Here is a 23953-nt window from a genome sequence, read left to right as displayed (position 1 = left end):
GTGCGGCCTTTGGCAAGGTCGGACAATCGTGCCGTCCTCGGTGAGGGTGAGCGACGGGGGTTGAACCCGCGACCTCCTGGACCACAACCAGGCGCTCTGCCAACTGAGCTACGCCCACCATGTGCCTGTCAGTCGAACCGGCGAACCGGCCTTCCGGAAAGGCAACGACAAATAGCTTACCTGCTTCGCGGGGGTGCTTTTGCCAGTTTCGGCGATTTCATCGAAAAAAGGCCAAAACGTGAGGCAGATTACTCTGCCCGGGCACCCGCGGGGGACTCGGCCGGGGCGCCTCCGGGGTTCCCGGCGTCGTCCGCGGCGTCCGTCGGCGCGCTGCCGGGGGCGGCGCCCGAGGTGGCCATGACGTCCTTGGCGATGCGCTGGGCGGTGGAGCTGTCCGGGCCGGGCGCCGGCACGAAGACGGCCTGCCGGTAGTAGCGGAGCTCGTCGATGGAGTCCTTGATGTCGCCGAGGGCGCGGTGGCCGCCGAGCTTGGCGGGGGACTGGAAGTAAGCGCGGGCGTACCAGCGGCGGGAGAGTTCCTTGATGGTGCTGACGTCGATCACCCGGTAGTGCAGGTGCTCAACCAGGTCCGGCATGTCCCGGACCAGGAAGACGCGGTCGGTGCCCACCGAGTTGCCGCCGAGCGGTGCTTTCTTCGGGTCCGGCACCCACTTCTTGATGTAGGCCAGCACCATTTCCTGCGCCTCGGCCATGGTCTTGCCGTGCGGGAGTTCCTCCAGCAGTCCGGAGCGGGTGTGCATGTCGCGCACGAAGTCGTTCATCTGGGCCAGGGCGGCGTCGTCCGGTTTGATGACGACGTCGACGCCGTCGCCGAGGATATTCAGTTCCGAGTCGGTCACCAGGGCCGCCACCTCGATCAGGGCGTCATTCTTGGTGTCCAGGCCGGTCATTTCGCAGTCGATCCACACGATGCGTTCATTAGATATAGGCACGCGCCCAGCCTACCGTTCCGCCGCCCCGGAGGGGCCCGGTGCTACGATTTTGGCAACGCGGCCGTCGGAATTTTTCCTCCGTGCGGCGTGCCCCTGACCGGCTTTCAGGCCACGAGTGGGCTCCACCAGCACTCGACAGATTGGACACCCCTGAGATGACGGCGCCTGTACCTGCGGCGGGGAAGACGGCTGCCGGTACGTCCCGGACATCCTCCGGGGCACCGTCAGCGGCGGCCCCGGCCGACGTGGACAACGCACGCTCACCCATCCTCTCCGGATTCCTGGGCTCGCTGTTCATGTTCGTCGGTTCCCTCGGCGTCGGCTGGCTGGCGCCGGTCTCCGAACTGCGCCGGCTGCCGCTCTTCATCTGGATGCGCACCGAGGCCGTGGGCGTCGGCATGTGCATCGTGCTGCTGGCGGTCGGCGGGATGCTGCTGGTGCGGGCGTGGCTGCGGCTGGGCCAGCGGGTCCGGCACTGGGGCGCCGGTGCGCGGAAGGCGACCATGACCGCCGTCGTCGCGTGGGGCCTGCCGATGATGTTCTCCGTGCCGCTCTTCAGCCGCGACGTCTATGCCTACATCGGCCAGGGCCGGCTGATGGTCGAGGGCTTCAACCCCTACGAGAACGGCATCTCCGCGCTCTCCAACTACTTCCAGCTCGGCGCGGACAAGATGTGGACCGAGGCGCCGGTGCCCTACGGCCAGCTATTCCTCTGGATTGAGCAGTTCGTCGTGTGGTCCACCAACGTCCAGCCGGAGGCCAGCATCATGCTGTTCCGGCTGGCCGCACTCGTGGGGATCGTGCTCTGCATCATCTATGTCCCGAAGCTCGCGGAACTGCACGGGGTCAACCCGCACCGCGCCCTGTGGCTGACCGCCGCCAACCCGCTGTTCCTGACCAACTTCATCGCCAGCGTCCACAACGACGCGCTGATGATCGGCCTGGCCCTCGCCGGCCTCTACTACTGCGCCACCAAGCGGGTGCTGGTGGGTCTGGTCCTGGTGACGCTCTCGATTGCGGTCAAGCCGATCACGATCGTCTTCCTGCCCTTCATCGGGCTGCTGTGGGCCGGCAAGAACGCCGGGTGGCCGCGGAAGTTCGTGTTCTGGGCCCTGACCGCCGGGATCAGCGTGGGCCTGCTCTACGCCATGAGCGCCGTCAACGGCTTCGGCTTCGGCTGGATCAACGGCCTGTCCGCCCCCGGCAGCATCTGGATCTGGTACGCCCCGGTGGGCCTGGTCGGGCTGATCGTCGCCTCCATTTCCAACGCCTTCGGCCTCGACGGCTGGGGCCTGGCCAAGTACGTGTACGACGCCGGTAAGGTCCTGGCGCTGGGGATCGTGGCCTGGCAGATTTTCCGCGGCGACTACGACCGGCTGATGCGCCGCCTGACCCTGGCCTTCGCCGCCGTCGTGTTCCTCGCCCCGATGATCCAGTCCTGGTACGTGGTGTGGCTGATCCCGCTCTTCGCCGTCACCGGTATCCGCGACGACTGGCAGGTCAAGGCCCTGTACTTCATGGTCTCGTTCTTCATGGTCTACGCGATCTCCGACCAGCTGGAGGTCTTCCCGTACCTGCAGAGCCAGGACCTGGGCCTGGCGCTGGCCCTGGCCCGCAACGCCGCCGCGATCATCGCCCTGCTGTTTGCGCTGTACCTGATCTTCCTGGACCCCAAGACCAAGCAGCTGTTCAGCAAGCCGGACGAACCGGTCACCAGCCGGCCCGTCATCTGAGGCGGGTCACCTGCGGCCCCTCCTCCAAGGGTGCGGCTGGTCCCAGCTTCCTTAACGCCTCGCGGCGGGAGAGCGGGCTCAACCCGTCCCCGGCGCGGTCGACGAAGCCCCGGACCCAGTCCGGATCCGTCGTGGAGAAGTCCCGCAAGGCCCAGCCGATGGCCTTACGGATGAAGAATTCACGGTCGCCGAGGTTGGCCGTGATCACGTCCGCCAGCAACGCCCGGTCCGTGGCGCCCTTGGCTCCCAGCTGGGCGGTGATGGAAGCACGGCGGATCCAGAGGTCCGGGTCCTGGCTCCACCGGCGCAGCACCGACGCCATCGTTCCGGGGTGGGCCAGCAGCAGACCGCCCAGGCGGTGCGCCAGGGAATCGACCAAGTCCCACCAGGCACCGTCGCGGATGATCTCCTCGTACAGGGGAAGCATGGCGAGCTCGTCCCGGGCCAGCCGCAAGCCGGTGAGTTCGATGGCCGCGAGCCGTTCCTCCCGCCAGCGTGCCTCGCGCCACAGCCCGGTGACGGCGGCGGTGAGTTCAGACAGCGACTGCGGCGGCAACCGCCGGGCGGCATTCCTGACGATGGCCCGGACCTCCGGGACCCGGACGCCCAGGGATGGCATCTCCGACTTCAGATACCGCTGGGCCGCCGCCCCGCGAACCGGATCCGCCGCGACGTGCAGGGCAGTGCGGATGGTGGTGACGAGGCCTTCGGACATGCGGCAACTGTAGGGCAGTCCGGCCGGTCTGCGCTCCTGCCGTTCCTCCGGCTTGGCGTTTCCTCCGGCCTAGCGGTCGCGGGTGCCCTTGCCGGCCAGACGGGTGCGCTGGCGGTGCGCGGTCAGCCGGAGCTGGATGATGCGGGCGGCCCCGGCGATGGCTACCAGCACCCCGCCGCCGACGGCGGCGATGAACAGCGCCACCCCCAGCGGGACGGCTCCCGCCAGTCCGAAGTACTTGACCTGGACGTAGTCCTGGTTCTGCAGGATGAAGACGATCAGCAGGATCAGCACCACAAGGGCGACGGCGACGACGGTCCACACCATCCCGGCGCGGGTCACCTGGCGGGGCTCGTGCGTGGGCGCGGGTGCTGCCGTGGTGGCGGGGGCAGGTTCCGGCGTGGGAACCTCCGCGGGCGTCCGGGCGGGGGAGGACGTGGCCGCCGGGGCGTCCTCCCGGGGGAGTCCGGTGGTTGCGTGCTCCGGTGCCGCCGGGGTGTCGGCCTGGTCGTAGGAGTCGAATCCGCGGGGTGTCTGCGTCATGGCTGCCTTACTTTCGGTTATGGGCCGGGGCCCTGCCTCCATCTCTGGACTCAATACTAAGCCTGCTTATGGCTTAGGCGGGAGACGGCGCTCCGGAAGCTGAGGCAGGGGGCCCGGGAAGCGGCGGGAGCTTAAACGGAAGGGCCCCGGTCACGGATAGTCCGTGACCGGGGCCATGCAGGCGCCCCAGGAGGGAATCGAACCCCCGACCGGCGGATTAGAAGGCCGCTGCTCTATCCCCTGAGCTACTGGGGCACTCGCGTGCCCATCGGCCGGAGCCGGCACGCCTCAAGAAGTTTACCGTGCCACCGCGGCCCGTTTTCCACATAGCCCCGGTACGGACTGCCGTGCGCCGGACCCCGGTTGCAGAGTGGGAAGGACCAGCCAGCCTTCCCATGAGACAGGACATACCAATGAATGACAGCATCACCATTCGGGGCTTCGTCGCCACGGAGATCAAGAGTTCGACGACGCCCGGCGGCGTCGCCACCGCGTCCTTCCGGCTAGGTTCCACCGGACGGCGCTTCGACCGGGCGGCCAACGCCTGGGTGGACGGGACCACCAACTGGTTCACCGTGCAGGGCTACCGCCAGCTGGCCGGCAACATGGCCTGCAGTATCCGGAAAGGGCAGCCCGTCATCGTTGCCGGCAGGCTCAAGATCCGCACCTGGGAGTCGGAGGGCCGCATCCACCACGCCGTGGACATCGATGCCGACGCCATCGGTCACGACCTGTCGTGGGGCGCCGCCAACTTCACCCGCAATACCGGCGGGCAGCAGCAGCAGTCGGACGGGGCGGACCAGGGCGGGACTCCGGGAGCCGCCGGGCAGGGGAGCGCCGGCGACGGCGGAGCCGACGCCGCGGAGGAGTTGCCCGACTTCGACGAGGAAACCGGAGAGGTGAAGGAGGACGCCGCCTGAGGGCCTCGTTTCCCGGCCAGTGCCAGCAGGCTGCCGGCACCGCCGACCAGAGGGGCTCGGACAAGAGCGGTGGAGGCGGTGACGGCGATGTCCGGACCGGTGCCGGTGGCAGAATGGCCGGGTGACCCGGCCCAGACTCCTTCCCCGCGCCCTGTTCCCGACGTCCGCCACCCTGGCCGGCATCGTAGTGGCAATGGCCCTCGCCGGATGCTCCGGGTCGGGCGATACGGTCGCCCCCGCGCCGGAAGCATCCACCGCCGTCGGGACCGCGACCGCGACGGCCACGCCCGCCGCCCCCTCCGCGCCCACGCCCACGGCTCCTTCGGTGGCGGGCGGCTCGGCGGCCACGCAACCCGAGGATGCGGCCAAAGTGCGCGACGCGCTCGCCGGCCTCGCCGCTGAGTCGGTGCCGGGGACGGACAGCGTGCGGGCGGCCCTGGTCCGGGCCGGTTACGCTCCCGGGGCCATCGAGGTCACCGCCAGCCGGACCCCCACGGGCCTGGACGCCGACGCTGTGGAAGCGTCCGTCCGGCAGGGCGGGGACTGCGTCGTCGCCCAGATCCGGGGGCGGTCCGTCACCGCCACCGTCCTGCCGGCCCTCGCCGACGGCCGCTGCCTCGCGGGCCCGGCCGCCTGACCGGTCTCCCGGTATGGGCAGCACGGAACCTGTCGCCTCGGAATGTGAGTTATCAGCGCCGAACCACTAGATTTGAGAGTATGGCGGAATTTATCTACACAATGACCAAGGCCCGTAAGGCCGTTGGCGAAAAACTCATCCTCGACGACGTGAGTATGTCCTTCTTCCCCGGTGCCAAGATCGGTGTTGTCGGCCCGAACGGCGCCGGTAAGTCCACCATCCTCAAGATCATGGCCGGCCTGGACACTCCCTCGAACGGCGAGGCCCGGCTGAGCCCCGGCTACACCGTCGGCATCCTGCTGCAGGAGCCGCCGCTGAACGAGGAAAAGACCGTCCTCGGCAACGTCCAGGAGGGCGTGGGCGAGATCTACGGCAAGATCCAGCGCTTCAACGAGATCTCCGAAGAGATGGCCAATCCGGACGCCGACTACGACGCCCTGCTTGAAGAGATGGGCCAGCTTCAGGAAGCGATCGACGCCGCCGACGCCTGGGACCTCGACTCCCAGCTGGAGCAGGCCATGGACGCGCTGCGCTGCCCGCCGGCCGACGCCGACGTCACCGTGCTCTCAGGTGGTGAGCGTCGCCGCGTCGCCCTCTGCAAGCTCCTGCTGCAGAAGCCCGACCTGCTGCTCCTCGACGAGCCCACCAACCACCTCGACGCCGAGAGCGTGCTCTGGCTCGAACAGCACCTCTCCTCGTACCCCGGCGCCGTCCTGGCCGTCACCCACGACCGGTACTTCCTGGACCACGTGGCCGAATGGATCGCCGAAGTGGACCGCGGCCACCTCTACCCCTACGAGGGCAACTACTCGACCTACCTCGAGAAGAAGCGTGCCCGCCTGGAAATCCAGGGCAAGAAGGACGCCAAGCAGGCCAAGCGCCTCGCCGAGGAACTCGAGTGGGTGCGCTCCAACGCCAAGGGCCGCCAGACCAAGTCCAAGGCCCGTCTGGCCCGCTATGAGGAAATGGCTGCCGAGGCAGACCGGACCCGCAAGCTCGACTTCGAAGAGATCCAGATCCCGCCGGGACCGCGACTGGGCGGACTGGTCCTGGAGGCGAAGAACCTGCAGAAGGGCTTCGAGGACCGGATGCTGATCGACGGCCTGTCGTTCTCGCTGCCGCGCAACGGCATCGTGGGCGTCATCGGCCCCAACGGCGTCGGCAAGACCACCCTGTTCAAGACCATCGTCGGCCTGGAGCCGCTCGACGGCGGCGAACTGAAGGTCGGCGACTCGGTGAAGATCTCCTACGCGGACCAGAGCCGCGGCGGTATCGACCCGAACAAGACCCTGTGGGAGGTTGTCTCCGACGGACTCGACTTCATCCAGGTCGGCCAGGTCGAAATGCCGTCCCGCGCCTACGTCGCCGCCTTCGGCTTCAAGGGCCCGGATCAGCAGAAGAAGGCCGGCGTCCTCTCCGGCGGTGAGCGCAACCGACTGAACCTCGCGCTGACCCTCAAGCAGGGCGGAAACCTGCTGCTCCTCGACGAACCGACCAACGACCTCGACGTCGAAACCCTCAGCAGCCTCGAGAACGCCCTGCTGGAATTCCCCGGCTGCGCCGTCGTCGTCTCGCACGACCGCTGGTTCCTCGACCGGGTGGCCACCCACATCCTCGCCTACGAAGGTGACGAGGAGAACCCCTCCAAGTGGTACTGGTTCGAGGGCAACTTCGAATCCTACGAGGAGAACAAGGTGGAGCGCCTCGGCCCCGACGCGGCCAAGCCGCACCGGGTCACCCACCGCCGCCTGACCCGCGACTAGTTCCGCGGCCGGCCCGCCAACGCAAAAGCCCGGCGCGCCCCCGAGAGGGGGTGCGCCGGGCTTATGCGTTAAAGGCGTTCGCCGTTACCGGGGCGCCGGTTCCGTGGGCACCCGGATCATGCCCTCCTGCGCCACGGTGGCGACGTGCCGGCCGTCGCGGCTGAAGATCTTCCCGGTCGCCAGGCCCCGGGCGCCCTGGGCGCTGGGGGATTCCTGCACGTACAGCAGCCATTCGTCCACCCGCACGGGCCGGTGCCACCACATGGCGTGGTCCAGGCTCGCCACGGACATCCCCGGCGTAATCCAGCTCAAGCCGTGCCGCCGCAGGACCGACTCCAGGAGGGTGTAGTCGCTGGCGTAGGCCAGCGCGGCGCGGTGCAGGCCGGGATCGTCCGGCATCGGTCCAAAGGTCCGCATCCACACGGCGTTGCGGGCCTCCTTGGGCCCCTCGGCCGAGACATACAGGGCAGGGTCCACGTGGCGGATGTCGAAGGGCCGCTCATAGGCCCAGTGCCGGGCCACCGGGTGGTCGAACTTGCCCAGCAGGTCGGCCGTGCTCGGCAGCGACTCCGGGTCCGGGATTCCCTCCGGCATCTGCGTCTGGTGCTCGATGCCCTCATCCTCGTCCTGGAAAGAGGCGATCATCGACAGGATCGGCTTGCCGTCCTGGTATGCGTGGACCCGGCGGGCCGAGAAGGAGCGCCCGTCGCGGAGCCGCTGGACGCCGAAAGTGATCGGCTGGTTCGCGTCGCCCGGCCGCAGGAAATACCCGTGCATCGAGTGCACGCCCCGGCCCTCGGGAACCGTCCGGCTGCCAGCCACCAGCGACTGCGCCAGCACCTGGCCGCCGAACACCCGCTGCCGGGGCTGCTTTTGCGACGGGCCCAGGAAAATGTCCTCGTCCGTCCGGGCGCCCTGAAGTTCGCCCAGGTCCAGGAGCTGGATGAGCGAGGTGGTCGGGTCCTCCGGGGGTGCGGCCTGCACTGCGGCTTCGGCTTCAGTCATGGTTTGACTTTAGACGGCGGCTTGGCCGGGCTCCAAAGAGGCTCAGCCGGTAAAGTCGGGAATGTGTCTGATGTCCTCACCGAGTCCCTGCAGTTCTCCGATCCCCGCGACCTTGCCGACCTGCGCACCTTCGCCACCAGGGCCAAGGCGGTGGACGACGGCGGCATCCGCCTCAGCGCCGACGGCACCGTCCTGGCCGCCTACGTCTGCCTCCTACGGCCGCGGCTCTTGGGCGAGGGAACGCCGACTATCCTGGGCCTGCGCACGATGGCTCTGGCCGCGCCCGCCCGGCTGGACGTGACCGTGCCCCTCGCGGCGGTGCTGGACCGCCTGGCCCGCTCGGGGCCCGACGACGTCGACCTTCCCGTCCCGCCGATGACCCTGCGGGAATCCTGGGCCGGCGTCGGAGCACCCCGCGGCGGCTGGGAACCGGCAGGCACCGTCCCCGACGCAGAACTGCGGCGGGCGGCTGAGGAGGGGATCAGGGAGATCGCCGGCATCATCCCGGACAAACCCGGTGCCCTGATCGTCAACAACGCCCGCGCCACCGTCTGGGGCCGGCCGCTGCCGGCGGCGCACTGGTTGCCCGCGGGGGCGGCCTTCGCGGCGCTGACCCTGGGGTTCCTGGCCGAGGGGGAGCAGTCCGTCTTCCGCGCCGACACGTGGTTCCGGCTCAGCAGCCCCCGCGGCCACGTGCTGGTCCGCGCAGGGTCCGGCCTCTAGCGGCCCCCGCGACGAAGCCCTATCCTTCCGTGACGGCGGCGAGGGCTACCGGAGTGTCCTGACCCTCCCAGGTGCCGACCAGGGCGCGGGCTGCCGGCGGGACAGCGGGGTCGAGCCGCCGGTAGACCAAAATTTCCAGCGCACCGGCGCGGATCACGGTCCCCTCCGCGGCGTCGCTGGCCGTGATGTCGCCGACCTCCGGAACCGATGTACCCGCGGTTCCCGTGCCGTGCACGGTGACCGATTCGGGGAGAACCTTTTGCCCGCCGTCGACCTGCAGGACATGCTGTGCCTGCGGCGTGCCGGCCAGGATGGCAGCGGCCAGGGCACGGACGTAGGTCGGGTCCGCGCACGCGTCGTAGACCCAGCGGCTGCCCAGGACGGAGTGTTCCATGGTGCCGACAAGGTGATCGTCGGCGCCGGGCAGGGGAGCGCCCCGGTAGCTGAGCGGCACCTGGAACACGGCGCCGCCGGAATGCACCAGGATGGTCTCGAGACCCACCTCCCCCTCCGGGTCGTCGAAGCGGAAGTGCCCGGCCTTCTCCGGGGCGGACCCGGTGTCCGGGAACCAGGACCGGCCGGGGAGCCAGCGCTCGAGGAGTTCCATCTTGGAGGGGGTCAACGTTGCCTGATGAATGATCGCCATGACCGCCAGCCTAGACCCGGGGGCGCCGGGAAGTGCTCGTAAGCGGGCCCGGTACGGGTGGGGACGCAGCTCAGAAGGTCAGCACGTTCAGTTCCGACGCCGGCACGAAACCGAGCCGCGCGTAAAAGCTTCGAGACTCCGACGACGGAGAGAGGAGCATCCGGACCGCGTTGATCTCCCGCGAATAGGTCAGGGCGGCCTCCACCAGCTGCGCCCCGATGCCGGCGTTCCTGCGGTCCGGAAGCACATAGACGTTCCCCAGGTACACCCAGCGTGAGATGTCCTTGCCTGGCTTGGGCATGCGTTCGAACACCATGAGGTTCAGCATGCCCACGGGAACGCCGTTGTGCTCGGCGAGGAAGAAGGTCCGCGGATTGGCCTCCAGCCACCGCTTGAGCACGGCGACGAACTCTTCCGGGTCTACGGTCGTGCCGTCGGCGGCGGGTGCCTGTTCGGCCGTCCAGGTGGCCCGCAGCGCGGCGAGGGCGGGCAGGTCGCCGTCGACCGTTTCGCGAATGGTGATCATGGCTCCAGCCTAGGCGGAGGGGACCCCTTGCGCGGTCATACCCGGGTGGGTATTATAAATTTCAGAAAGACCCCGGAGGCATCCCCCCAAGTGCCTCCGGGGTCTTTCTCTGTGTGCCGGCCGGCAAGCGGCGCAACCCGCCTAGGCTCCGGACGGGCTGTTGACCATGGAGAGGGCGGCCCGCTCCATGTAGTCCCACAGGGTTCCCTCGTAGAGCGGCGGGAGCTCCAGGGCATCGACGGCGGTGCGCATGTGCCGGAGCCAGGCGTCCTTGGCCTCCGGGGTCACGCGGAACGGCTGGTGCCGCATCCGGAGCCGGGGGTGGCCGCGTTCCTCGCCGTAGGTGGTGGGACCTCCCCAGTACTGCTCCAGGAACATGAGGAAGCGGCGCTTCGCCGGCGCGAGGTCCTCCTCCGGGTACATGGGCCGCAGCAGCGGGTCGGTGGCGACGCCGTCGTAGAACACGTCGATGAGCTTGACGAACGTCTCGTGCCCGCCGACAGCGTCGTAGAAGTTGTCGGTGTAGCCGGGCTTGCTGAAGGGGTCGTTCTGCATCAGCTGCCGGGGCTGGCGGGGATCTCCGCCGAGGGGGATGGTCATTACTCTCCGGCTTTCTGCTGGGGTGCTGCCTCGGCGGCACCGGCCTGGTCGGCCTCGTCGGCGGGCGGGGTGTAGGTGCCCTGGGAGCGGTTGCCCACACGGAGGATCTCGCCGTTGCGCAGGTACCAGATGGTGCCGTCGTCGGCGCGGACCCGGGTGATGCGCAGGCCCATCGACTCCACCGTGCCCACCACCTCGGAGGTTTCGATGACGTCGCCGATGCCGTACTGGTCCTCGATGGTGATGAAGATCCCGGCCAGGAAGTCGCGGATGAGCTGCTGGGCGCCGAAGCCGATCGCGACACCCAGGATGCCGACGCTGGTCAGCAGCGGCGCGATATTGACGTCAAGATACTGCAGCACGTACATCGCGGTGATCACGACGACGAGGACGCTCACCACACTGGTCAGCAGCGCGCCGATGGTGCGGGCCCGCTGCTCCCGGCGCTGGTGGTCCAGCGCGCGCAGGGCGGGGGCAACCCAGCGGAACCGCGGCTTCTTGAAGAAGGTGCTGCCCGCGGCGACGCGCTTGGTGATCCCGGAAATCACGAAGGACGCCACCAGCCAGACGAGGACGCCCACCCCGATGCTGATCAGGGCTCCGGGCACGTTGATTGCGGAGACATCGAGCGGTGTCAGGGGTTCGGGGGTGGTCAAGCTCAAGATCAAGTGGTACTGCTCCTTCGGCACGCCCGCGTTCGCCGGCCGCATAAGACTCTGTTCACTGTCCAGACTAGCGCCGTAGCGTGGCCCCATGCGCATCCTCGTCCTCGGTGGCACCGCCTTCCTCTCTGCCGAAATCGCCCGGCAGGCAGTAGCCGCCGGCCACGACGTCATGTGCCTGGCCCGTGGATCCCGGACCGCGCCGCCGGAGGGTGCCAGCTGGCTCAAGGCGGACCGCTCGCAGGGTCCGGCTGCCTACGCCGGGGCCGTCCAGGCGGGGGAGTGGGACGCCGTCGTCGACGTGGCCCGCGACCGCGGGCAGGCGGAGGATGCCCTCGTGGCGCTCGCCGGCCGCGCACGGCACTGGACCTTCGTCTCCAGCTGTTCGGTCTACGCGGACCCCTCGGTCCCCGGCACGGCGGAGGACGCCGTCGTGCTGCCGCCGCTGCCCGCCGGGACGCCGGCGACCATGGAGAACTACGGTGCCGCGAAGTCCGCGATTGAACACCTGACCCTGGAACTGGCCGGGGACAAGGCGCACCTGTGCCGGCCGGGCCTGATCGGCGGGCCCGGGGACGAATCGGACCGTTACGGGTACTGGCCGGCCCGCTTCGCCCGACACCCGGGACCCGTCCTCGTCCCGGACACCCCGGCAGCATTGACCCAGATCATCGACGTCCGGGACCTGGCCGCCTGGGTGCTGACCGCGGCGGAGCGGGGCGTTACCGGGCCGCTGAACGCGGTCGGCGATCCCGTGCCGTTCGCCGAATACCTCGATGAATCACGGCGTCTCGACGGGGGAGCCGCGGAGATCGTGGCCGCGCCGCCCGACTGGCTCGCCGCGCGCGGGGTGAACTATTGGGCGGGTCCGGACTCACTGCCGCTGTGGCTGCCGCCGGGCCACGAGGGATTCACCACCCGCAGCAACGCCGCGGCGGTTGCGGCCGGACTCCGGTTGCGGCCGTGGACCCGGACGCTGGCGGACAGTCTCGACGACGAGCGGCGCCGGGGGCTGGACCGGGAACGCAAGGCCGGACTCAATCCGGACACCGAGCGCCGGCTGCTGGGGGAATGGCGGGACGCGACGGACCCGGTTGGCGCCGCAGGCTAATCGCCGCCCGAGGCTGGGAGGCGCCGAACCGTCAGCCGGAGGACGCCTCGTGCCGGACCGGGAAGTTGACGCTGCGGGCGATGAAGCAGAGTGAGTTGGCCTCGTGGTGCATCTCCGCCAAGGTTTCCGGGGCCACCGGTTCCTTCGTGGCCACCACCGGACGCAGCGTGACCGACTCGAACTGGCCGCTGCCGTCCCGGTTGGTCCGCATCAGCCCCTCGGCCCGGTCCCGGTAGCCGGTGACCACCACGCCATGCTTCACCGCCACGTGCAGGAAAGAGAGCATGTGGCACTGGCTTAGCGCGGCCAGGAGCAGTTGCTCGGGGTTGTACCGGCCGGGGTCGCCGCGGAACGTCGGGTCCGCCGAGCCCTTGAGGACCGGCAGGCCGGGAATCTCGATGTCGTGGTCCCGGCTGTAGGCCCGGTAGCCGGACGTCCCCTCGCCGAGGTTGCCCGTCCAGGTGACCGTCAGGGCGTAGTTGTGCTCGTCCAGGCTCATGCCGCCAGTCTAGGACACGTCCCCGCCCAACTGACTGGCAGCAGGGGCCGTTTTGAGCGTCCAAAACGGCCTTAGCTGCGAGCTAGTTGGGCGGGGTGGGGGCTTCCTGCCTAGCCGACGTCCGCGGCGCGGGCGCGCAGGGCGCGGGCCACGCCGTCGCGGTTCTCCAGCATCATCCGGCGCAGCGCGGCGCTGTCCGCCGGCAGGGCGGCGAGGAACTCGTCCGTGCGGTCCACGGTGGCCTGGGTGGTCAGCTGCGCCGGGTAGAGCCCGACGACGATCTGCTGGGCCAGGGCGTGGGTGCGTTCCCGGACGATCCCGGGAACGGCCTCGAAGTACTTCTCCGCGTAGGGCTCGAGCAGGGCGGTGTCCAGCACCCGGGTGAAGCCGGCAACGGCGGACCCCTGCAGCGCGTTGGACAGCTCGCCCGTGACCACGATCGACTCCCACGCGGCGGCCTTGGCCTCCGGGGTGGGGATTGCGGCCGTGGCCTGCGCGGCCGCGTTCTGGCCGGTGGCGGTGTTGTCGTGCTCGAGCTCGGCGTCGATCTCCGCCTTGCCGGCCCGGCCGCCCACCACGAGGGAGGTGATCAGTTCCCAGCGCAGGTCCTGGTCCACGGTGAGGCCCGGCAGCTCGCGGGAGCCGTCCAGGAGCCCGGCGACCGTGTCGAACTGCGCGCCCGTGCGGGCCAGCAGAGCGTAGGACTTCACGAACTGCAGCTGGGCGTCGGAACCGGCGTCCACGCGGGAGGCGAGGTCCCAGAGCCGGTCCGCGGCGGTGGCCGCCGTGGCGTCCTTGTGCTCGGCGGCGACGTAGAAGTTCAGCGTGGTGGCCAGCTGGCGCAGCTGCACCAGGATCACCGACGAGTCCGTCTCCTCCGCGATGTTGGCCAGGATCAGCTCCACGTAGCCGCGGGCCGGGGTCTCGCCGTCGCGCGCCGCGTCCCAGGCCGAGCCCCAGACCAGGGTCCGCGGCAGGCTGCGGCCGAAGTCCTTCAGGTGCGCCGTGGCCGTGGCCCACGACTGCGGATCAAGTCGGACCTTCGCGTAGGCCAGGTCGTCGTCGTTGAGCAGGATCAGGTCCGGCCGCGCCAGGCCGGCCAGGGCCGGGACCTCGGTGCGTGCGCCGTCGACGTCGAGCTCCTCGCGGTGCACGCGCTCCAGCTTGCCGGCGCCGTCGAGGTTGTAGAAGCCCACGGCCAGCCGGTGCGGGCGGATGGTCGGCTGCGCCTCGGTGGCGGACTGCAGGATCGCGAAGGAGGTGATGGTCCCATCCTCGCCGACGGACAGCTCCGGCTTCAGGGTGTTCACGCCGGCGGTCTCCAGCCAGAGCTTGCCCCACTGGTCCAGGTCGCGGCCGCTGGCCTGCTCCAGCTCCACCATCAGGTCCGCCAGCTCGGTGTTCTTCCACGAGTGCTTGCGGAAGTACTCGCGGACGCCGGCCATGAACTCCTCCGGACCCACCCAGGCCACCAGCTGCCGCAACACCGAGGCGCCCTTGGCGTATGTGATGCCGTCGAAGTTGACCTCGACGTCCTGCAGGTCGTTGATCTCCGCGAAGATCGGGTGAGTGGTGGGCAGCTGGTCCTGGCGGTAGGCCCAGGATTTCTCCACCGAGGCGAAGGTGGTCCACGCGGCGTCGAACTTGGTGTTTTCGACGGCGGCGAGGTGGGACATGTATTCGGCGAAGGACTCATTCAGCCAGAGGTCATTCCACCAGCGCATCGTCACCAGATCGCCGAACCACATGTGGGCCAGTTCGTGCAGGACGGTGATAGCGCGCCGCTCCACCTGGGCCCCGGTGACCTTGCTGCGGAAGACGTAGCCCTCCAGGATGGTCACCGCCCCGGCGTTCTCCATAGCGCCGGCGTTGAACTCCGGCACGAAGAGCTGGTCGTACTTCTCGAACGGGTAGGGGCAGCCGAACTGCGCCTCGAAGAACTCGAAGCCCTGGCGGGTCAGTTCGAAGATGTTGTCCGCGTCCAGGTACTGCATGAGGGACTTGCGGGCGAAGACGCCCAGCGGGGTGATCTTGCCGGTGGCGGAGACCACCTCGCTGCGGACGCTCTGGTACGGGCCGGCAATCAGCGCGGTGACATAGGAGGACAGGCGCGGGGTCGGCGCGAAGGCCCAGACCGAGCGCGCGCCGCCGTCCTCGCCAGGGCTGGTCTCGGACGGTGCCGGGGTGGGGGAGTTGGACACCACGTCCCAGTGCGACGGCGCGGTGACTGTGAAGGTGAACGTGGCCTTGAGGTCCGGCTGTTCGAAGACGGCGAACATGCGGCGGGAGTCGGGGACCTCGAACTGCGTGTAGAGGTAGACCTCCCCGTCGACCGGGTCCACGAAGCGGTGCAGGCCCTCGCCGGTGTTCATGTAGGGGGCGTCCGCGACCACCACTAGTTCGTTCTCCGCGGCCAGGTCAGGGAGCTGGATGCGGATGCCGTCCGAGACCTCGGCCGGGTCCAGTTCGCGGCCGTTGAGGGTCACGCTGTGCACGGTCCGGGTGACCGCGTCGATGAACGTGGCGGATCCCGGCGCCGCGGTGAAGCGCACGCGGGTGGTGGAGCCGAAGACGGTGTCGCCCCGGGTCAGGTCCAGGGTCACGTCGTAGGAGTCGACGGCGATCAGGGCGGCGCGCTCGCGGGCTTCGGCGCGTGTGAGGTTCATACCGGGCAAGGGGGCCTCCAGGAATGCGGGAACGGGAGATGGGGATAGGCGTGAAGTTATTCTTTCACGCCTTGCGGCCTTGGCAAGTTGCCCCCGTCACAGCCCGGCCGCCGGCGGCGCGGACGGGGGTAGCGTTGACGGCATGGGAACCTTCCGGGACTCCGTCGACACCAGGGCCGTGCGCTTCGCTATCGGCTTTCCCCTGGTGCTGGCCTCCGCCTTCACGGTGTGCGCGCTCCTGATCCGGTCCCGGCTGCCCGAGCCGCTGGCCGTCCGGTGGTCCGCGGACGGTGCCGAAAACTTCGCCCCCTTCGCCGCCGTGGTGGGCGTGGGCGCCGCCCTGATAGTCCTGACGGGCTGGGCGGTGCTGCTCCAGGCCGCCCCGTTGACCCGGCCGGCCGTGATGCGCCGGATCATGATGGGCGCCGGGCTGGGCCTTAGCCTGTTCGTCACCGCCGTGCTGGCCGCGGTCCTGGTCGGGCAGATCGGTCTGTCCGACGCCCGCGCCTCGCACGTTGACGTCACCATCCTGGCGATGGGCAGCGGCGCCGCCCTGGGCCTGGGCGTGGTGATGGGCTTCGTGTTCAAGGCCGACGAGCGCTGGTCCGTCGACGACGAACGCGCCGCCCGCGCGGCGCTCGAACACCTTCGCGACCCGGACCTGGCCAGGGACGACGTCCGCCTCTGGGTCCACGCCCGCAGCTCGATCTTCGTGATGCTCGGGATCTCCACGCTGTTCCCGGCGGCGCTGCTCAGCCTGGCCCTGCCCTGGCTCGCGGCCGTCCTGGCGGCCGCGGCGCTCGTGGCGACCCTCTTCCTCTTCGCCCGGGTCAGGGTGGACCGGGCCGGGCTCAGGGTCCTCGCCGCCGGACTGCTGCCCGTGCTGACGATCCCCGCCGCCGAGATCGGGTCGGCCGCCCCGGAGCTGGTGCGCGCGGCGGAGCGTGGCGGCTGGGGCTTCCGCCGCCACGGCCGGGACTCCAGCATGCTGGTGGCCAACGGGCCCGCCGTCGTGGTGCGGCGCCTGGACGGCGGCACCGTGACGGTCAGTGCCGGCGGCCCCGCCTCGGCGGACAACGTCGCGCAGACCCTGACCCGCGTGGCTTCCCGGGCCCGCGGCGACGGCGCGCCGCCCCGTCCCTAGTAGGCTGGAGCCACCCCGATCACCACGCCGGATGCCCTCCGGCGACCACAGAATGGATCCGACCGTGACCACCGCCCAGGACCTCCCGCGCGTCCACATCGCCACCGACCACGCCGGCATGGAGCTCAGCGCCCACCTGGTGGAGCACCTCAGCGCCAAGGGCTACGAGGTGGTGGATCACGGACCGAAGGTCTACGACGCGCTCGATGACTACCCGTCCTTCTGCATCAACGCCGCCCTGGCCGTCGTGGCGGACCAGGAGGCCGGCGTCCACGCCCTGGGGATTGTCCTGGGCGGGTCCGGCAACGGCGAGCAGATCGCCGCCAACAAGGTCAAGGGTGTCCGCGCGGCCCTGGCGTGGAGCCTGCCCACCGCGAAGCTGGCCCGCGAGCACAACGACGCCAACGTCGTCGCCGTCGGCGGCCGGCAGCACAGCGTCGAGGAGGCCACCGGGATCATCGAGGCGTTCCTGGCCGAGCCGTTCAGCCACGACGAGCGCCACGTCCGCCGCATCGGCAAGATCGCTACCTACGAGGCCACCGGCGAGGTCGTCGAGTAGTGCCCGAGGGCCACTCCATTCACCGGCTCGCCCGGCAGTTCACGGACGTCTTCGCGGGCGAGCGGCTGGCCGTCTCCAGCCCGCAGGGACGCTTCGCCGGCGGCGCCGCCCTGCTGGACGGGCACGTCCTCACCGGCTCGACGGCGCACGGCAAGCACCTGTTCCTCCGCTTCGAGCACGGGCTGTCCCTGCACGTCCACCTGGGCCTCTATGGCGCCTGGAACTTCGGCGGCGACAGCACCTTCCGGGGCGCCTCCAGCATCGGCGCGCCGCGCAGGGTCGGGGAGCGGGAGGACCGCGACGCCGGCACCGATGCGGTGAATGACGACTCCGCCTACGCCGGGCCGCCCGCTCCGGTGGGCGCCGTCCGCGTCCGGCTCGCCGGCAGCCACGGTTGGGCGGACCTGCGCGGGGCGACCACCTGCGAGACCCTCACCGAGGCGGAAACCGAGGCCGTGATGGCCCGGCTGGGCCCGGATCCGCTGCGGAACCTGCCGGGGGACAGGGAGGCCTTTGTCGCCACGCTGGGCCGGCGGAAGACCCCGCTGGCCACCCTGCTCATGGACCAGAAGGTGATTGCCGGCGTCGGGAACGTCTACCGCGCCGAGCTGCTGTTCCGGCAGCGCCTGGACCCCTGGCTGCCCGGAACCGGCCTCCCGGCCGGGGACGCCGGGCTGCTCTGGGACGACACGGCCGCCATCATGGCCGACGGCGTGCGCGACGGCCGGATCATCACCACCGGACCCCGGTACTGGAGCGCCGGGGGAGAGTCCTCCGACGGAGAGGCAGCGGCCCTTCCCGCCCCGGAGGAGGCGCACTTCGTCTATCGGCGGCAGGGCCAGGACTGCCGGGTCTGCGGCACCCCCGTCTCCCTGGTGGAACACGCGGCCCGCAAGCTGTACTGGTGCACGGTTTGCCAGCAAGGCTAAGACCGATTGCAAGGCCCGCACACACACCAGGGGCCCCTCCGCTGGAGGGGCCCTCGTGTGTTTTTGGAGAGGGGACGACGGGAATCGAACCCGCGTAATCAGTTTGGAAGACTGAGGCTTTACCATTAAGCTACGTCCCCGGGACTATGCTGGAAATCCAGCATAACTTCCGGTCGGCTGTTCAAGCCGGATACAACTAAACCCAATGCAGCCCCGCAGTGTCAAATGTGCAAATGGCCACACGATGACCTTAGACTGTTCTGTGCACTTACGGGGTGTAGCTCAGCTTGGCTAGAGCGCCTGCTTTGGGAGCAGGAAGTCGCAGGTTCAAATCCTGTCACCCCGACTCTGCAGCAACTGCCGGTCATCGGCGTTGCAGACCCACAATCCCCCAAAACCAGGAGTACTTAGACTGTGAAGAGCGCCGTCGAGAACCTCACCCCTACGCGGGTCAAGCTCAATGTTGAGGTCCCGTTTGAGGAACTGCAGCCCAGCATCGCCGAGGCGTACAAGAGCGTTGCTTCCCAGATTCAGGTACCCGGCTTCCGCAAGGGCAAGGTCCCTTCCAAGCTGATCGACCAGCGCGTCGGCCGCGGCTACGTCCTGGAAACCGCCATCAACGAGGGCCTCAACGGCTGGTACCAGGCCGCCGTCCAGGAGACCGGCATCCGCCCGCTGAGCCGTCCCGAGGTCGAGATCACCGAGGTGCCGGACCCGTCCGCCACCGACGGCGAGCTGAAGTTCCACGCCGAGGTTGACATCCGTCCCGAGATCGAGCTGCCGGACTACGCCGGCATCAAGGTCGAGGTTGCCGCCGCCGAGTCCTCCGAGGCCGACGTCGACAAGGCCCTTGACGAGCTGCGCGGCCGCTTCGGCACGCTGAAGAGCGTTGACCGCCCGGCCGCCGACGGCGACTTCCTGACCATCGACATCACCGCCAGCATCGAGGGCTCCGAGGTTGATTCCGCCTCAGGCCTGTCCTACCAGGTTGGCGCCGGCACCATGCTCGAGGGCCTGGACGAGGCCGTCACCGGCCTCAGCGCCGACGAGGATGCCATCTTCGACACCACCCTGGTGGGCGGCGACCACGCCGGCGAAGCCGCCCAGGTCAAGGTTGTCGTGAAGGCCGTCAAGGAGCGCGAGCTCCCCGAGGCCAACGACGATTTCGCCCAGCTGGCCTCCGAGTTCGACACCCTTGCCGAGCTCCGCGAGGACCTCGCCAAGCAGGCCGCCGACTCCAAGACCGTCGAGCAGGGCGTCGAAGCCCGCGACAAGGTCCTGGACAAGCTCGTCGAAATGATCGAGGTCCCGGTTCCCGAGTCCGTCGTCGAAGAGCAGCTCGAGCAGCACTTCAGCGCCGAGAACAACCACGGTGAAGGCGAGCACGACACCGAGGAGCACCGCGCCGAGGTCAAGGCCAACACCGAGCGCGCCTTCCAGAACGAGATCATCCTTGACGCCATCGCCGAAAAGGAAGAAGTCAACGTCACTCAAAACGAGCTGATCGACTACATCGTCACCACCGCCAGCCAGTACGGCATGGACCCGAACCAGTTCGCCCAGATCATCGATCAGAGCGGCCAGGTCCCGATGATGGTCTCCGAGGTCCGCCGCCGCAAGGCCCTGGCCGTCGTGCTGGGCCAGGCCGAGGTCACCGACTCCGAGGGCAACAAGGTTGACCTGAGCGAGTTCGTCCGCCCCGGCGGCGAAGAGTCCTCCTTCGAGGAAGCTCCGGCCGAGGAAGCGTCCTCCGAGGAAGCCGCCGAGGCTCCCAAGAACGACGACCCGGCGGCAGTGAAGTTCTAGCCCGCCCGGCACCCTGAGCAGTGCCCGCACCCCCGGATCACCGATCCGGGGGTGCGGCTTTTTAAGTCGCAGACGAACCCGGCGGCCCAATCGTGCGCCGTCAGCGAACAGCCCGCCACGCCGGCACAATGCGGCAGGGAAAACGGTTAGTGTCCATGTAGGAAAGTTCAGTGGAGCCACCCCACGGCACCACCGTCGCCAGCGAGAGGTAAGTACACATGTCACAGCAAGCAGGGGCACCCCGGATGGCTACCGTCGATCCCGCGGCCCAGGATAACTACATTTACAACCGCCTGCTGAAAGAGCGCATCATCTGGCTCGGCTCCGAGGTCCGCGACGAGAACGCCAACGCGATCTGCTCCCAGCTGCTCCTCCTCTCGGCGGAGAACCCCGAAAAGGACATCTACCTTTACATCAACTCTCCCGGCGGCTCCGTCACTGCCGGCATGGCCATCTACGACACCATGCAGTTCATCCCGAACGACGTCGTCACCGTGGCCACGGGCCTCGCCGCCTCGATGGGCCAGTTCCTGCTCAGCTCCGGCACCAAGGGCAAGCGCTACGCCACCCCGAACGCCCGCATCCTGATGCACCAGCCCTCCGGCGGCATCGGCGGCACCGCCTCGGACATCAAGATCCAGGCCGAGCTGATCCTGCACATGAAGAAGGTCATGGCCGAACTGACGGCCGAACAGACCGGCCAGACCGTGGAGACCATCCTCAAGGACAACGACCGTGACAAGTGGTTCACGGCGACCGAGGCCCTCGAATACGGCTTCTTCGACAAGATCGCGGCCCACGCCGGGTCCGTGGCCGGCGGCGGCGGAACCAACGCCGACAGCGGCAAGTAACCGGCACGCAGACAGAACCGACTCCAGGAGCAATGAACATGAACTACAACTTCGGATCGACTGCCGGAAACCTGCCCAGCAGCCGCTACGTGCTGCCGCAGTTTGAGGAGCGCACCCCCTACGGTTTCAAGCGCCAGGACCCGTACACCAAGCTGTTCGAGGACCGCATCATCTTCCTCGGCGTCCAGGTGGACGATGCCTCGGCCGACGACATCATGGCCCAGCTGCTGGTCCTCGAGTCGACGGACCCGGACCGCGACATCACCCTCTACATCAACTCCCCGGGCGGCTCCTTCACCGCCATGACGGCGATCTACGACACCATGCAGTACATCCGCCCGGAGATCCAGACGGTCTGCCTCGGCCAGGCCGCCAGCGCCGCCGCCGTGCTGCTGGCCGCCGGTACGCCGGGCAAGCGCCTGGCACTGCCGAACGCCCGCGTCCTGATCCACCAGCCGGCACTCTCCGGCGGCCAGGGCGGGCAGGCCTCCGACCTGGAGATCCAGGCCGCCGAGGTCATGCGGATGCGCTCCTGGCTGGAGGACACCCTGGCCAAGCACTCGGGCCGGACCTCCGAGCAGGTCAACAACGACATCGAGCGCGACAAGATCCTCACGGCCGCCGAGGCCATGAGCTACGGCCTGATCGACCAGGTCCTCGACTCGCGCAAGATCAAGCCACAGGCGCTGACCAAGTAGCCTTGGCAGCTTCACAGCAGTAGACGACGCCGGTTCGGCCCGTGGAAACGGGGTGAACCGGCGTCTTCTTTCCACCCAACAGGCCCAAAGTGACCTAGAGTGGACTATGTCACGGCCGTCCCGTTCGGGGCTGGCGGTGTTTCAAAATGGGTGCCACGCTGCACGGAGGCATGACCCGGCCGGCAGCAAGATACAAAGGGGTTCACATATGGCTCGGATTGGCGAGAGCACCGATCTGCTGAAGTGCTCGTTCTGCGGAAAGAGCCAGAAGCAGGTCCGCAAGCTCATTGCCGGGCCCGGCGTCTACATCTGCGACGAGTGCATCGAACTCTGCAACGAGATCATCGAAGAAGAACTCGCCGAAGTCGCCGACCTGGGCAGCTTTGAACTGCCCAAGCCCCGGGAAATCTTCGACTTCCTGCAGGAATACGTCATCGGCCAGGAACCCGCCAAGCGTTCCCTCGCCGTCGCGGTCTACAACCACTACAAGCGCATCCAGGCCGGCCACGCGCCCAAGAGCGGAGCGCTGGCCGAAGGCGGCCACCACGACGACGTAGAGATCGCCAAGTCCAACATCCTGCTGATCGGCCCCACCGGCTGCGGCAAGACCTACCTGGCCCAGACTCTGGCCCGGCGCCTGAACGTCCCGTTCGCCGTCGCCGACGCCACGGCTCTGACCGAGGCTGGCTACGTCGGTGAAGACGTCGAGAACATCCTGCTCAAGCTGATCCAGGCCGCGGACTACGACGTCAAGAAGGCCGAACAGGGCATCATCTACATCGACGAGATCGACAAGATCTCGCGCAAGAGCGAGAACCCCTCCATCACCCGGGACGTCTCCGGCGAGGGCGTCCAGCAGGCGTTGCTGAAGATCCTCGAGGGCACGGTCGCGTCCGTCCCCCCGCAGGGCGGCCGCAAGCACCCGCACCAGGAATTTATCCAGATCGATACCACCAACGTGCTCTTCATCGTCGCCGGCGCCTTCGCCGGCCTCGAGGAGATCATCGGGTCCCGGTCCGGCCGGAAGGGCATCGGCTTCGGCGCCCCGCTGAACGAGGTCAAGGACAACGCCGACTCCTACGGTGAGGTCATGCCGGAGGACCTCCTGAAGTTCGGCCTGATCCCCGAATTTATCGGCCGCCTCCCGGTCATCACCACGGTCTCCAACCTGGACCGCCCGGCCCTGATCCAGATCCTGTCCACGCCCAAGAACGCCTTGGTCAAGCAGTACCAGAAGATGTTCCAGCTCGACGGCGTGGAACTGGTCTTCGAGGACGAGGCGCTGGACATGATTGCGGACCAGGCCCTGGAACGCGGCACCGGCGCCCGCGGCCTGCGTGCCATCATGGAGGAAGTCCTCCTGCCGGTGATGTTCGACCTGCCCAGCCGCGACGACGTCGCCACCGTGGTGATCACCGAGGACGTCGTGGCTAAGAAGGCCGAACCCACGATGATTCCGCACGACGTGAAGCGCCGTAAGTCCGCCTGATTCCTTCCCGAAACGGCAGGAATCCGGAATAAATCCGCGCCGCTCTCCGCTGTGCCCTGAGACGCCTGTCAGCTTCCCAACAAGGAGAATTCACGTGCCTGAGAACACCGCCACGAACAAGGCCGACTTCTGGTTCGACCCGATGTGCCCCTTCGCCTGGGTCACCTCCCGCTGGATTTCCGAGGTGGAAACCGTCCGGAGCATCCAGACCGAGTGGCACGTCATGAGCCTCGCCGTCCTGAACGAGGGCCGGGACGAACTGCCCGCCGAGTACAAGGAATTCCTGACCAAGGCATGGGCCCCGGTCCGGGTGATCGTGGCCGCGGCGCAGAAGCACGGCGAGCAGTACATCAAGCCGCTCTACGACGCCATGGGCACCAAGATCCACAACGAGGGCAACAAGGACATCGCCGAGGTCATCGCGAAGTCCCTGTCCGAGGTCGGCCTCCCGGCGGAGCTCGCCGCGGCCGGCGACAGCGACGAGTTCGACGCCGAACTCCGCGCCAGCCACGAGTCCGGCATCTCCCTGGTGGGCCAGGACGTCGGCACCCCGGTGGTGGCCATCAACGGCACCGCATTCTTCGGCCCGGTCCTGACCCGCATTCCCCGCGGCGAGGACGCCGGCAAGCTCTGGGACGCCTCCGTGGGCCTGGCCTCCTACCCGTACTTCTTCGAGCTCAAGCGCAGCCGCACCGAAAGCCCCGTCTTCGACTAAGCACCGGACCCCGCCACAGCGGGACCACAGGGCGCCGCGGGAACTACAGCGTGGTAGTTC

Annotated in this window: 24 protein-coding genes and 4 tRNA genes; 15 read left to right on the top strand and 13 right to left on the bottom strand. The window is 68.7% G+C overall.

Annotated features, from left to right (window positions below):
• Window positions 1-45: 45 nt before the first annotated feature.
• Both AB0305_RS11465 and orn read right to left on the bottom strand, forming a co-directional pair.
• A tRNA-His gene (locus AB0305_RS11465) sits at window positions 46-118 on the bottom strand.
• Between the two features lie 130 nt (window positions 119-248).
• Window positions 249-953 carry an oligoribonuclease gene (gene orn / locus AB0305_RS11460; RefSeq protein ID WP_364135117.1) on the bottom strand — a complete coding sequence of 235 codons (705 nt, stop codon included), beginning with the start codon at window positions 951-953 and terminating at the stop codon, window positions 249-251.
• A gap of 155 nt (window positions 954-1108) precedes the next feature.
• Between orn and mptB the strand changes: the two genes are divergently transcribed.
• Entirely contained in the window at window positions 1109-2686 is a 1578-nt protein-coding gene (gene mptB / locus AB0305_RS11455) for a polyprenol phosphomannose-dependent alpha 1,6 mannosyltransferase MptB (RefSeq protein ID WP_364135120.1), read from the top strand.
• Here the strand turns inward: mptB and AB0305_RS11450 are convergent.
• From AB0305_RS11450 to AB0305_RS11440, 3 genes are all read right to left on the bottom strand, one after another.
• Complete coding sequence (locus tag AB0305_RS11450) at window positions 2679-3401, bottom strand: DNA alkylation repair protein (RefSeq protein ID WP_364135123.1); 723 nt, start codon at window positions 3399-3401, stop codon at window positions 2679-2681. The two genes, mptB and AB0305_RS11450, sit on opposite strands and share 8 nt — an antisense overlap.
• A gap of 69 nt (window positions 3402-3470) precedes the next feature.
• Window positions 3471-3944: a lipopolysaccharide assembly protein LapA domain-containing protein gene (locus AB0305_RS11445; RefSeq protein WP_364135126.1), complete on the bottom strand. Its 474-nt coding sequence runs from the start codon at window positions 3942-3944 to the stop codon at window positions 3471-3473.
• A 182-nt stretch (window positions 3945-4126) separates the two neighbouring features.
• A tRNA-Arg gene (locus AB0305_RS11440) sits at window positions 4127-4199 on the bottom strand.
• 158 nt (window positions 4200-4357) lie between these two features.
• Between AB0305_RS11440 and AB0305_RS11435 the strand changes: the two genes are divergently transcribed.
• The 3 genes from AB0305_RS11435 (at window position 4358) to ettA (ending at window position 7264) form a co-directional block, all read left to right on the top strand.
• Window positions 4358-4864 (top strand): single-stranded DNA-binding protein, encoded by a 507-nt coding sequence (locus AB0305_RS11435; protein ID WP_364135129.1) that lies wholly within the window; start codon window positions 4358-4360, stop codon window positions 4862-4864.
• A 121-nt stretch (window positions 4865-4985) separates the two neighbouring features.
• Window positions 4986-5501: a hypothetical protein gene (locus tag AB0305_RS11430; protein WP_364135132.1), complete on the top strand. Its 516-nt coding sequence runs from the start codon at window positions 4986-4988 to the stop codon at window positions 5499-5501.
• A gap of 80 nt (window positions 5502-5581) precedes the next feature.
• Window positions 5582-7264, top strand: a complete 1683-nt coding sequence (gene ettA / locus AB0305_RS11425) for an energy-dependent translational throttle protein EttA (protein WP_290257595.1) — start codon at window positions 5582-5584, stop codon at window positions 7262-7264.
• A gap of 84 nt (window positions 7265-7348) precedes the next feature.
• On the opposite strand, the gene tesB is transcribed toward ettA, so the two are convergent.
• Entirely contained in the window at window positions 7349-8269 is a 921-nt protein-coding gene (gene tesB, locus AB0305_RS11420; protein ID WP_290257596.1) for an acyl-CoA thioesterase II, read from the bottom strand.
• 63 nt (window positions 8270-8332) lie between these two features.
• Between tesB and AB0305_RS11415 the strand changes: the two genes are divergently transcribed.
• Window positions 8333-8992 (top strand): hypothetical protein, encoded by a 660-nt coding sequence (locus AB0305_RS11415; protein ID WP_364135137.1) that lies wholly within the window; start codon window positions 8333-8335, stop codon window positions 8990-8992.
• Window positions 8993-9011: 19 nt separating this feature from the next.
• On the opposite strand, the gene AB0305_RS11410 is transcribed toward AB0305_RS11415, so the two are convergent.
• The 4 genes from AB0305_RS11410 to AB0305_RS11395 all read right to left on the bottom strand — a co-directional run bounded on the left by AB0305_RS11410 (window position 9012) and on the right by AB0305_RS11395 (window position 11429).
• Entirely contained in the window at window positions 9012-9638 is a 627-nt protein-coding gene (locus AB0305_RS11410; protein WP_364135140.1) for a hypothetical protein, read from the bottom strand.
• Window positions 9639-9708: 70 nt separating this feature from the next.
• Complete coding sequence (locus AB0305_RS11405) at window positions 9709-10164, bottom strand: GNAT family N-acetyltransferase (RefSeq protein WP_364135143.1); 456 nt, start codon at window positions 10162-10164, stop codon at window positions 9709-9711.
• 141 nt (window positions 10165-10305) lie between these two features.
• Complete coding sequence (locus AB0305_RS11400) at window positions 10306-10764, bottom strand: globin (protein ID WP_364135146.1); 459 nt, start codon at window positions 10762-10764, stop codon at window positions 10306-10308.
• On the bottom strand, window positions 10764-11429 hold the full coding sequence (locus AB0305_RS11395) for a mechanosensitive ion channel domain-containing protein (protein ID WP_290257880.1): 666 nt from the start codon (window positions 11427-11429) through the stop codon (window positions 10764-10766). Before AB0305_RS11395 ends, AB0305_RS11400 begins: the two co-directional genes overlap by 1 nt.
• Before the next feature lie 88 nt (window positions 11430-11517).
• On the opposite strand from AB0305_RS11395, the gene AB0305_RS11390 reads away from it, so the two are divergent.
• On the top strand, window positions 11518-12537 hold the full coding sequence (locus AB0305_RS11390) for an NAD-dependent epimerase/dehydratase family protein (RefSeq protein ID WP_364135149.1): 1020 nt from the start codon (window positions 11518-11520) through the stop codon (window positions 12535-12537).
• A gap of 31 nt (window positions 12538-12568) precedes the next feature.
• On the opposite strand, the gene AB0305_RS11385 is transcribed toward AB0305_RS11390, so the two are convergent.
• Complete coding sequence (locus AB0305_RS11385; RefSeq protein WP_364135152.1) at window positions 12569-13036, bottom strand: OsmC family protein; 468 nt, start codon at window positions 13034-13036, stop codon at window positions 12569-12571.
• A gap of 110 nt (window positions 13037-13146) precedes the next feature.
• Window positions 13147-15702, bottom strand: a complete 2556-nt coding sequence (gene pepN / locus AB0305_RS11380) for an aminopeptidase N (protein ID WP_364135155.1) — start codon at window positions 15700-15702, stop codon at window positions 13147-13149.
• A gap of 142 nt (window positions 15703-15844) precedes the next feature.
• On the opposite strand from pepN, the gene AB0305_RS11375 reads away from it, so the two are divergent.
• The 3 genes from AB0305_RS11375 (at window position 15845) to AB0305_RS11365 (ending at window position 18334) form a co-directional block, all read left to right on the top strand.
• Window positions 15845-16846, top strand: coding sequence for a hypothetical protein (locus AB0305_RS11375; RefSeq protein ID WP_364135158.1), 1002 nt, complete (start codon window positions 15845-15847; stop codon window positions 16844-16846).
• A gap of 64 nt (window positions 16847-16910) precedes the next feature.
• Window positions 16911-17405, top strand: a complete 495-nt coding sequence (locus tag AB0305_RS11370) for a ribose-5-phosphate isomerase (protein ID WP_366172981.1) — start codon at window positions 16911-16913, stop codon at window positions 17403-17405.
• Complete coding sequence (locus AB0305_RS11365) at window positions 17405-18334, top strand: DNA-formamidopyrimidine glycosylase family protein (protein ID WP_364135165.1); 930 nt, start codon at window positions 17405-17407, stop codon at window positions 18332-18334. Before AB0305_RS11370 ends, AB0305_RS11365 begins: the two co-directional genes overlap by 1 nt.
• A 69-nt stretch (window positions 18335-18403) precedes the next feature.
• Here AB0305_RS11365 and AB0305_RS11360 read toward each other — a convergent pair.
• Window positions 18404-18474, bottom strand: a tRNA-Gly gene (locus AB0305_RS11360).
• Between the two features lie 131 nt (window positions 18475-18605).
• Between AB0305_RS11360 and AB0305_RS11355 the strand changes: the two genes are divergently transcribed.
• The 6 genes from AB0305_RS11355 (at window position 18606) to AB0305_RS11330 (ending at window position 23893) form a co-directional block, all read left to right on the top strand.
• Window positions 18606-18680: transfer RNA gene (locus tag AB0305_RS11355), tRNA-Pro, on the top strand.
• Window positions 18681-18748: 68 nt separating this feature from the next.
• On the top strand, window positions 18749-20140 hold the full coding sequence (gene tig / locus AB0305_RS11350) for a trigger factor (protein ID WP_290257607.1): 1392 nt from the start codon (window positions 18749-18751) through the stop codon (window positions 20138-20140).
• Between the two features lie 245 nt (window positions 20141-20385).
• The gene (locus tag AB0305_RS11345; protein WP_290257881.1) at window positions 20386-20991 is read left to right on the top strand and encodes an ATP-dependent Clp protease proteolytic subunit; all 606 of its coding nucleotides are present in this window, start codon (window positions 20386-20388) and stop codon (window positions 20989-20991) included.
• A 38-nt stretch (window positions 20992-21029) separates the two neighbouring features.
• Window positions 21030-21689: an ATP-dependent Clp protease proteolytic subunit gene (locus AB0305_RS11340; protein WP_056738346.1), complete on the top strand. Its 660-nt coding sequence runs from the start codon at window positions 21030-21032 to the stop codon at window positions 21687-21689.
• 208 nt (window positions 21690-21897) lie between these two features.
• Complete coding sequence (clpX, locus tag AB0305_RS11335; protein WP_290257608.1) at window positions 21898-23178, top strand: ATP-dependent Clp protease ATP-binding subunit ClpX; 1281 nt, start codon at window positions 21898-21900, stop codon at window positions 23176-23178.
• A gap of 94 nt (window positions 23179-23272) precedes the next feature.
• The gene (locus AB0305_RS11330; protein ID WP_364135170.1) at window positions 23273-23893 is read left to right on the top strand and encodes a DsbA family protein; all 621 of its coding nucleotides are present in this window, start codon (window positions 23273-23275) and stop codon (window positions 23891-23893) included.
• Window positions 23894-23953 lie beyond the last annotated feature (60 nt).

The organism is Arthrobacter sp. NPDC080086 (assembly GCF_040702285.1).
The sequence above is the reverse complement of the archived record's forward strand: the minus strand, read 5'-3'. Positions and strand labels throughout refer to the sequence as shown.

Coding starts and splice junctions, on each gene's coding strand:
- mptB (WP_364135120.1), top strand. CDS start 1,109: ATGACGGCGCCTGTACCTGCGGCGGGGAAGACGGCTGCCGGTACGTCC.
- AB0305_RS11450 (WP_364135123.1), bottom strand. CDS start 3,401: ATGTCCGAAGGCCTCGTCACCACCATCCGCACTGCCCTGCACGTCGCG.
- AB0305_RS11445 (WP_364135126.1), bottom strand. CDS start 3,944: ATGACGCAGACACCCCGCGGATTCGACTCCTACGACCAGGCCGACACC.
- AB0305_RS11435 (WP_364135129.1), top strand. CDS start 4,358: ATGAATGACAGCATCACCATTCGGGGCTTCGTCGCCACGGAGATCAAG.
- ettA (WP_290257595.1), top strand. CDS start 5,582: ATGGCGGAATTTATCTACACAATGACCAAGGCCCGTAAGGCCGTTGGC.
- tesB (WP_290257596.1), bottom strand. CDS start 8,269: ATGACTGAAGCCGAAGCCGCAGTGCAGGCCGCACCCCCGGAGGACCCG.
- AB0305_RS11410 (WP_364135140.1), bottom strand. CDS start 9,638: ATGGCGATCATTCATCAGGCAACGTTGACCCCCTCCAAGATGGAACTC.
- AB0305_RS11405 (WP_364135143.1), bottom strand. CDS start 10,164: ATGATCACCATTCGCGAAACGGTCGACGGCGACCTGCCCGCCCTCGCC.
- AB0305_RS11400 (WP_364135146.1), bottom strand. CDS start 10,764: ATGACCATCCCCCTCGGCGGAGATCCCCGCCAGCCCCGGCAGCTGATG.
- AB0305_RS11390 (WP_364135149.1), top strand. CDS start 11,518: ATGCGCATCCTCGTCCTCGGTGGCACCGCCTTCCTCTCTGCCGAAATC.
- AB0305_RS11385 (WP_364135152.1), bottom strand. CDS start 13,036: ATGAGCCTGGACGAGCACAACTACGCCCTGACGGTCACCTGGACGGGC.
- pepN (WP_364135155.1), bottom strand. CDS start 15,702: ATGAACCTCACACGCGCCGAAGCCCGCGAGCGCGCCGCCCTGATCGCC.
- AB0305_RS11375 (WP_364135158.1), top strand. CDS start 15,845: ATGGGAACCTTCCGGGACTCCGTCGACACCAGGGCCGTGCGCTTCGCT.
- AB0305_RS11345 (WP_290257881.1), top strand. CDS start 20,386: ATGGCTACCGTCGATCCCGCGGCCCAGGATAACTACATTTACAACCGC.
- AB0305_RS11340 (WP_056738346.1), top strand. CDS start 21,030: ATGAACTACAACTTCGGATCGACTGCCGGAAACCTGCCCAGCAGCCGC.
- clpX (WP_290257608.1), top strand. CDS start 21,898: ATGGCTCGGATTGGCGAGAGCACCGATCTGCTGAAGTGCTCGTTCTGC.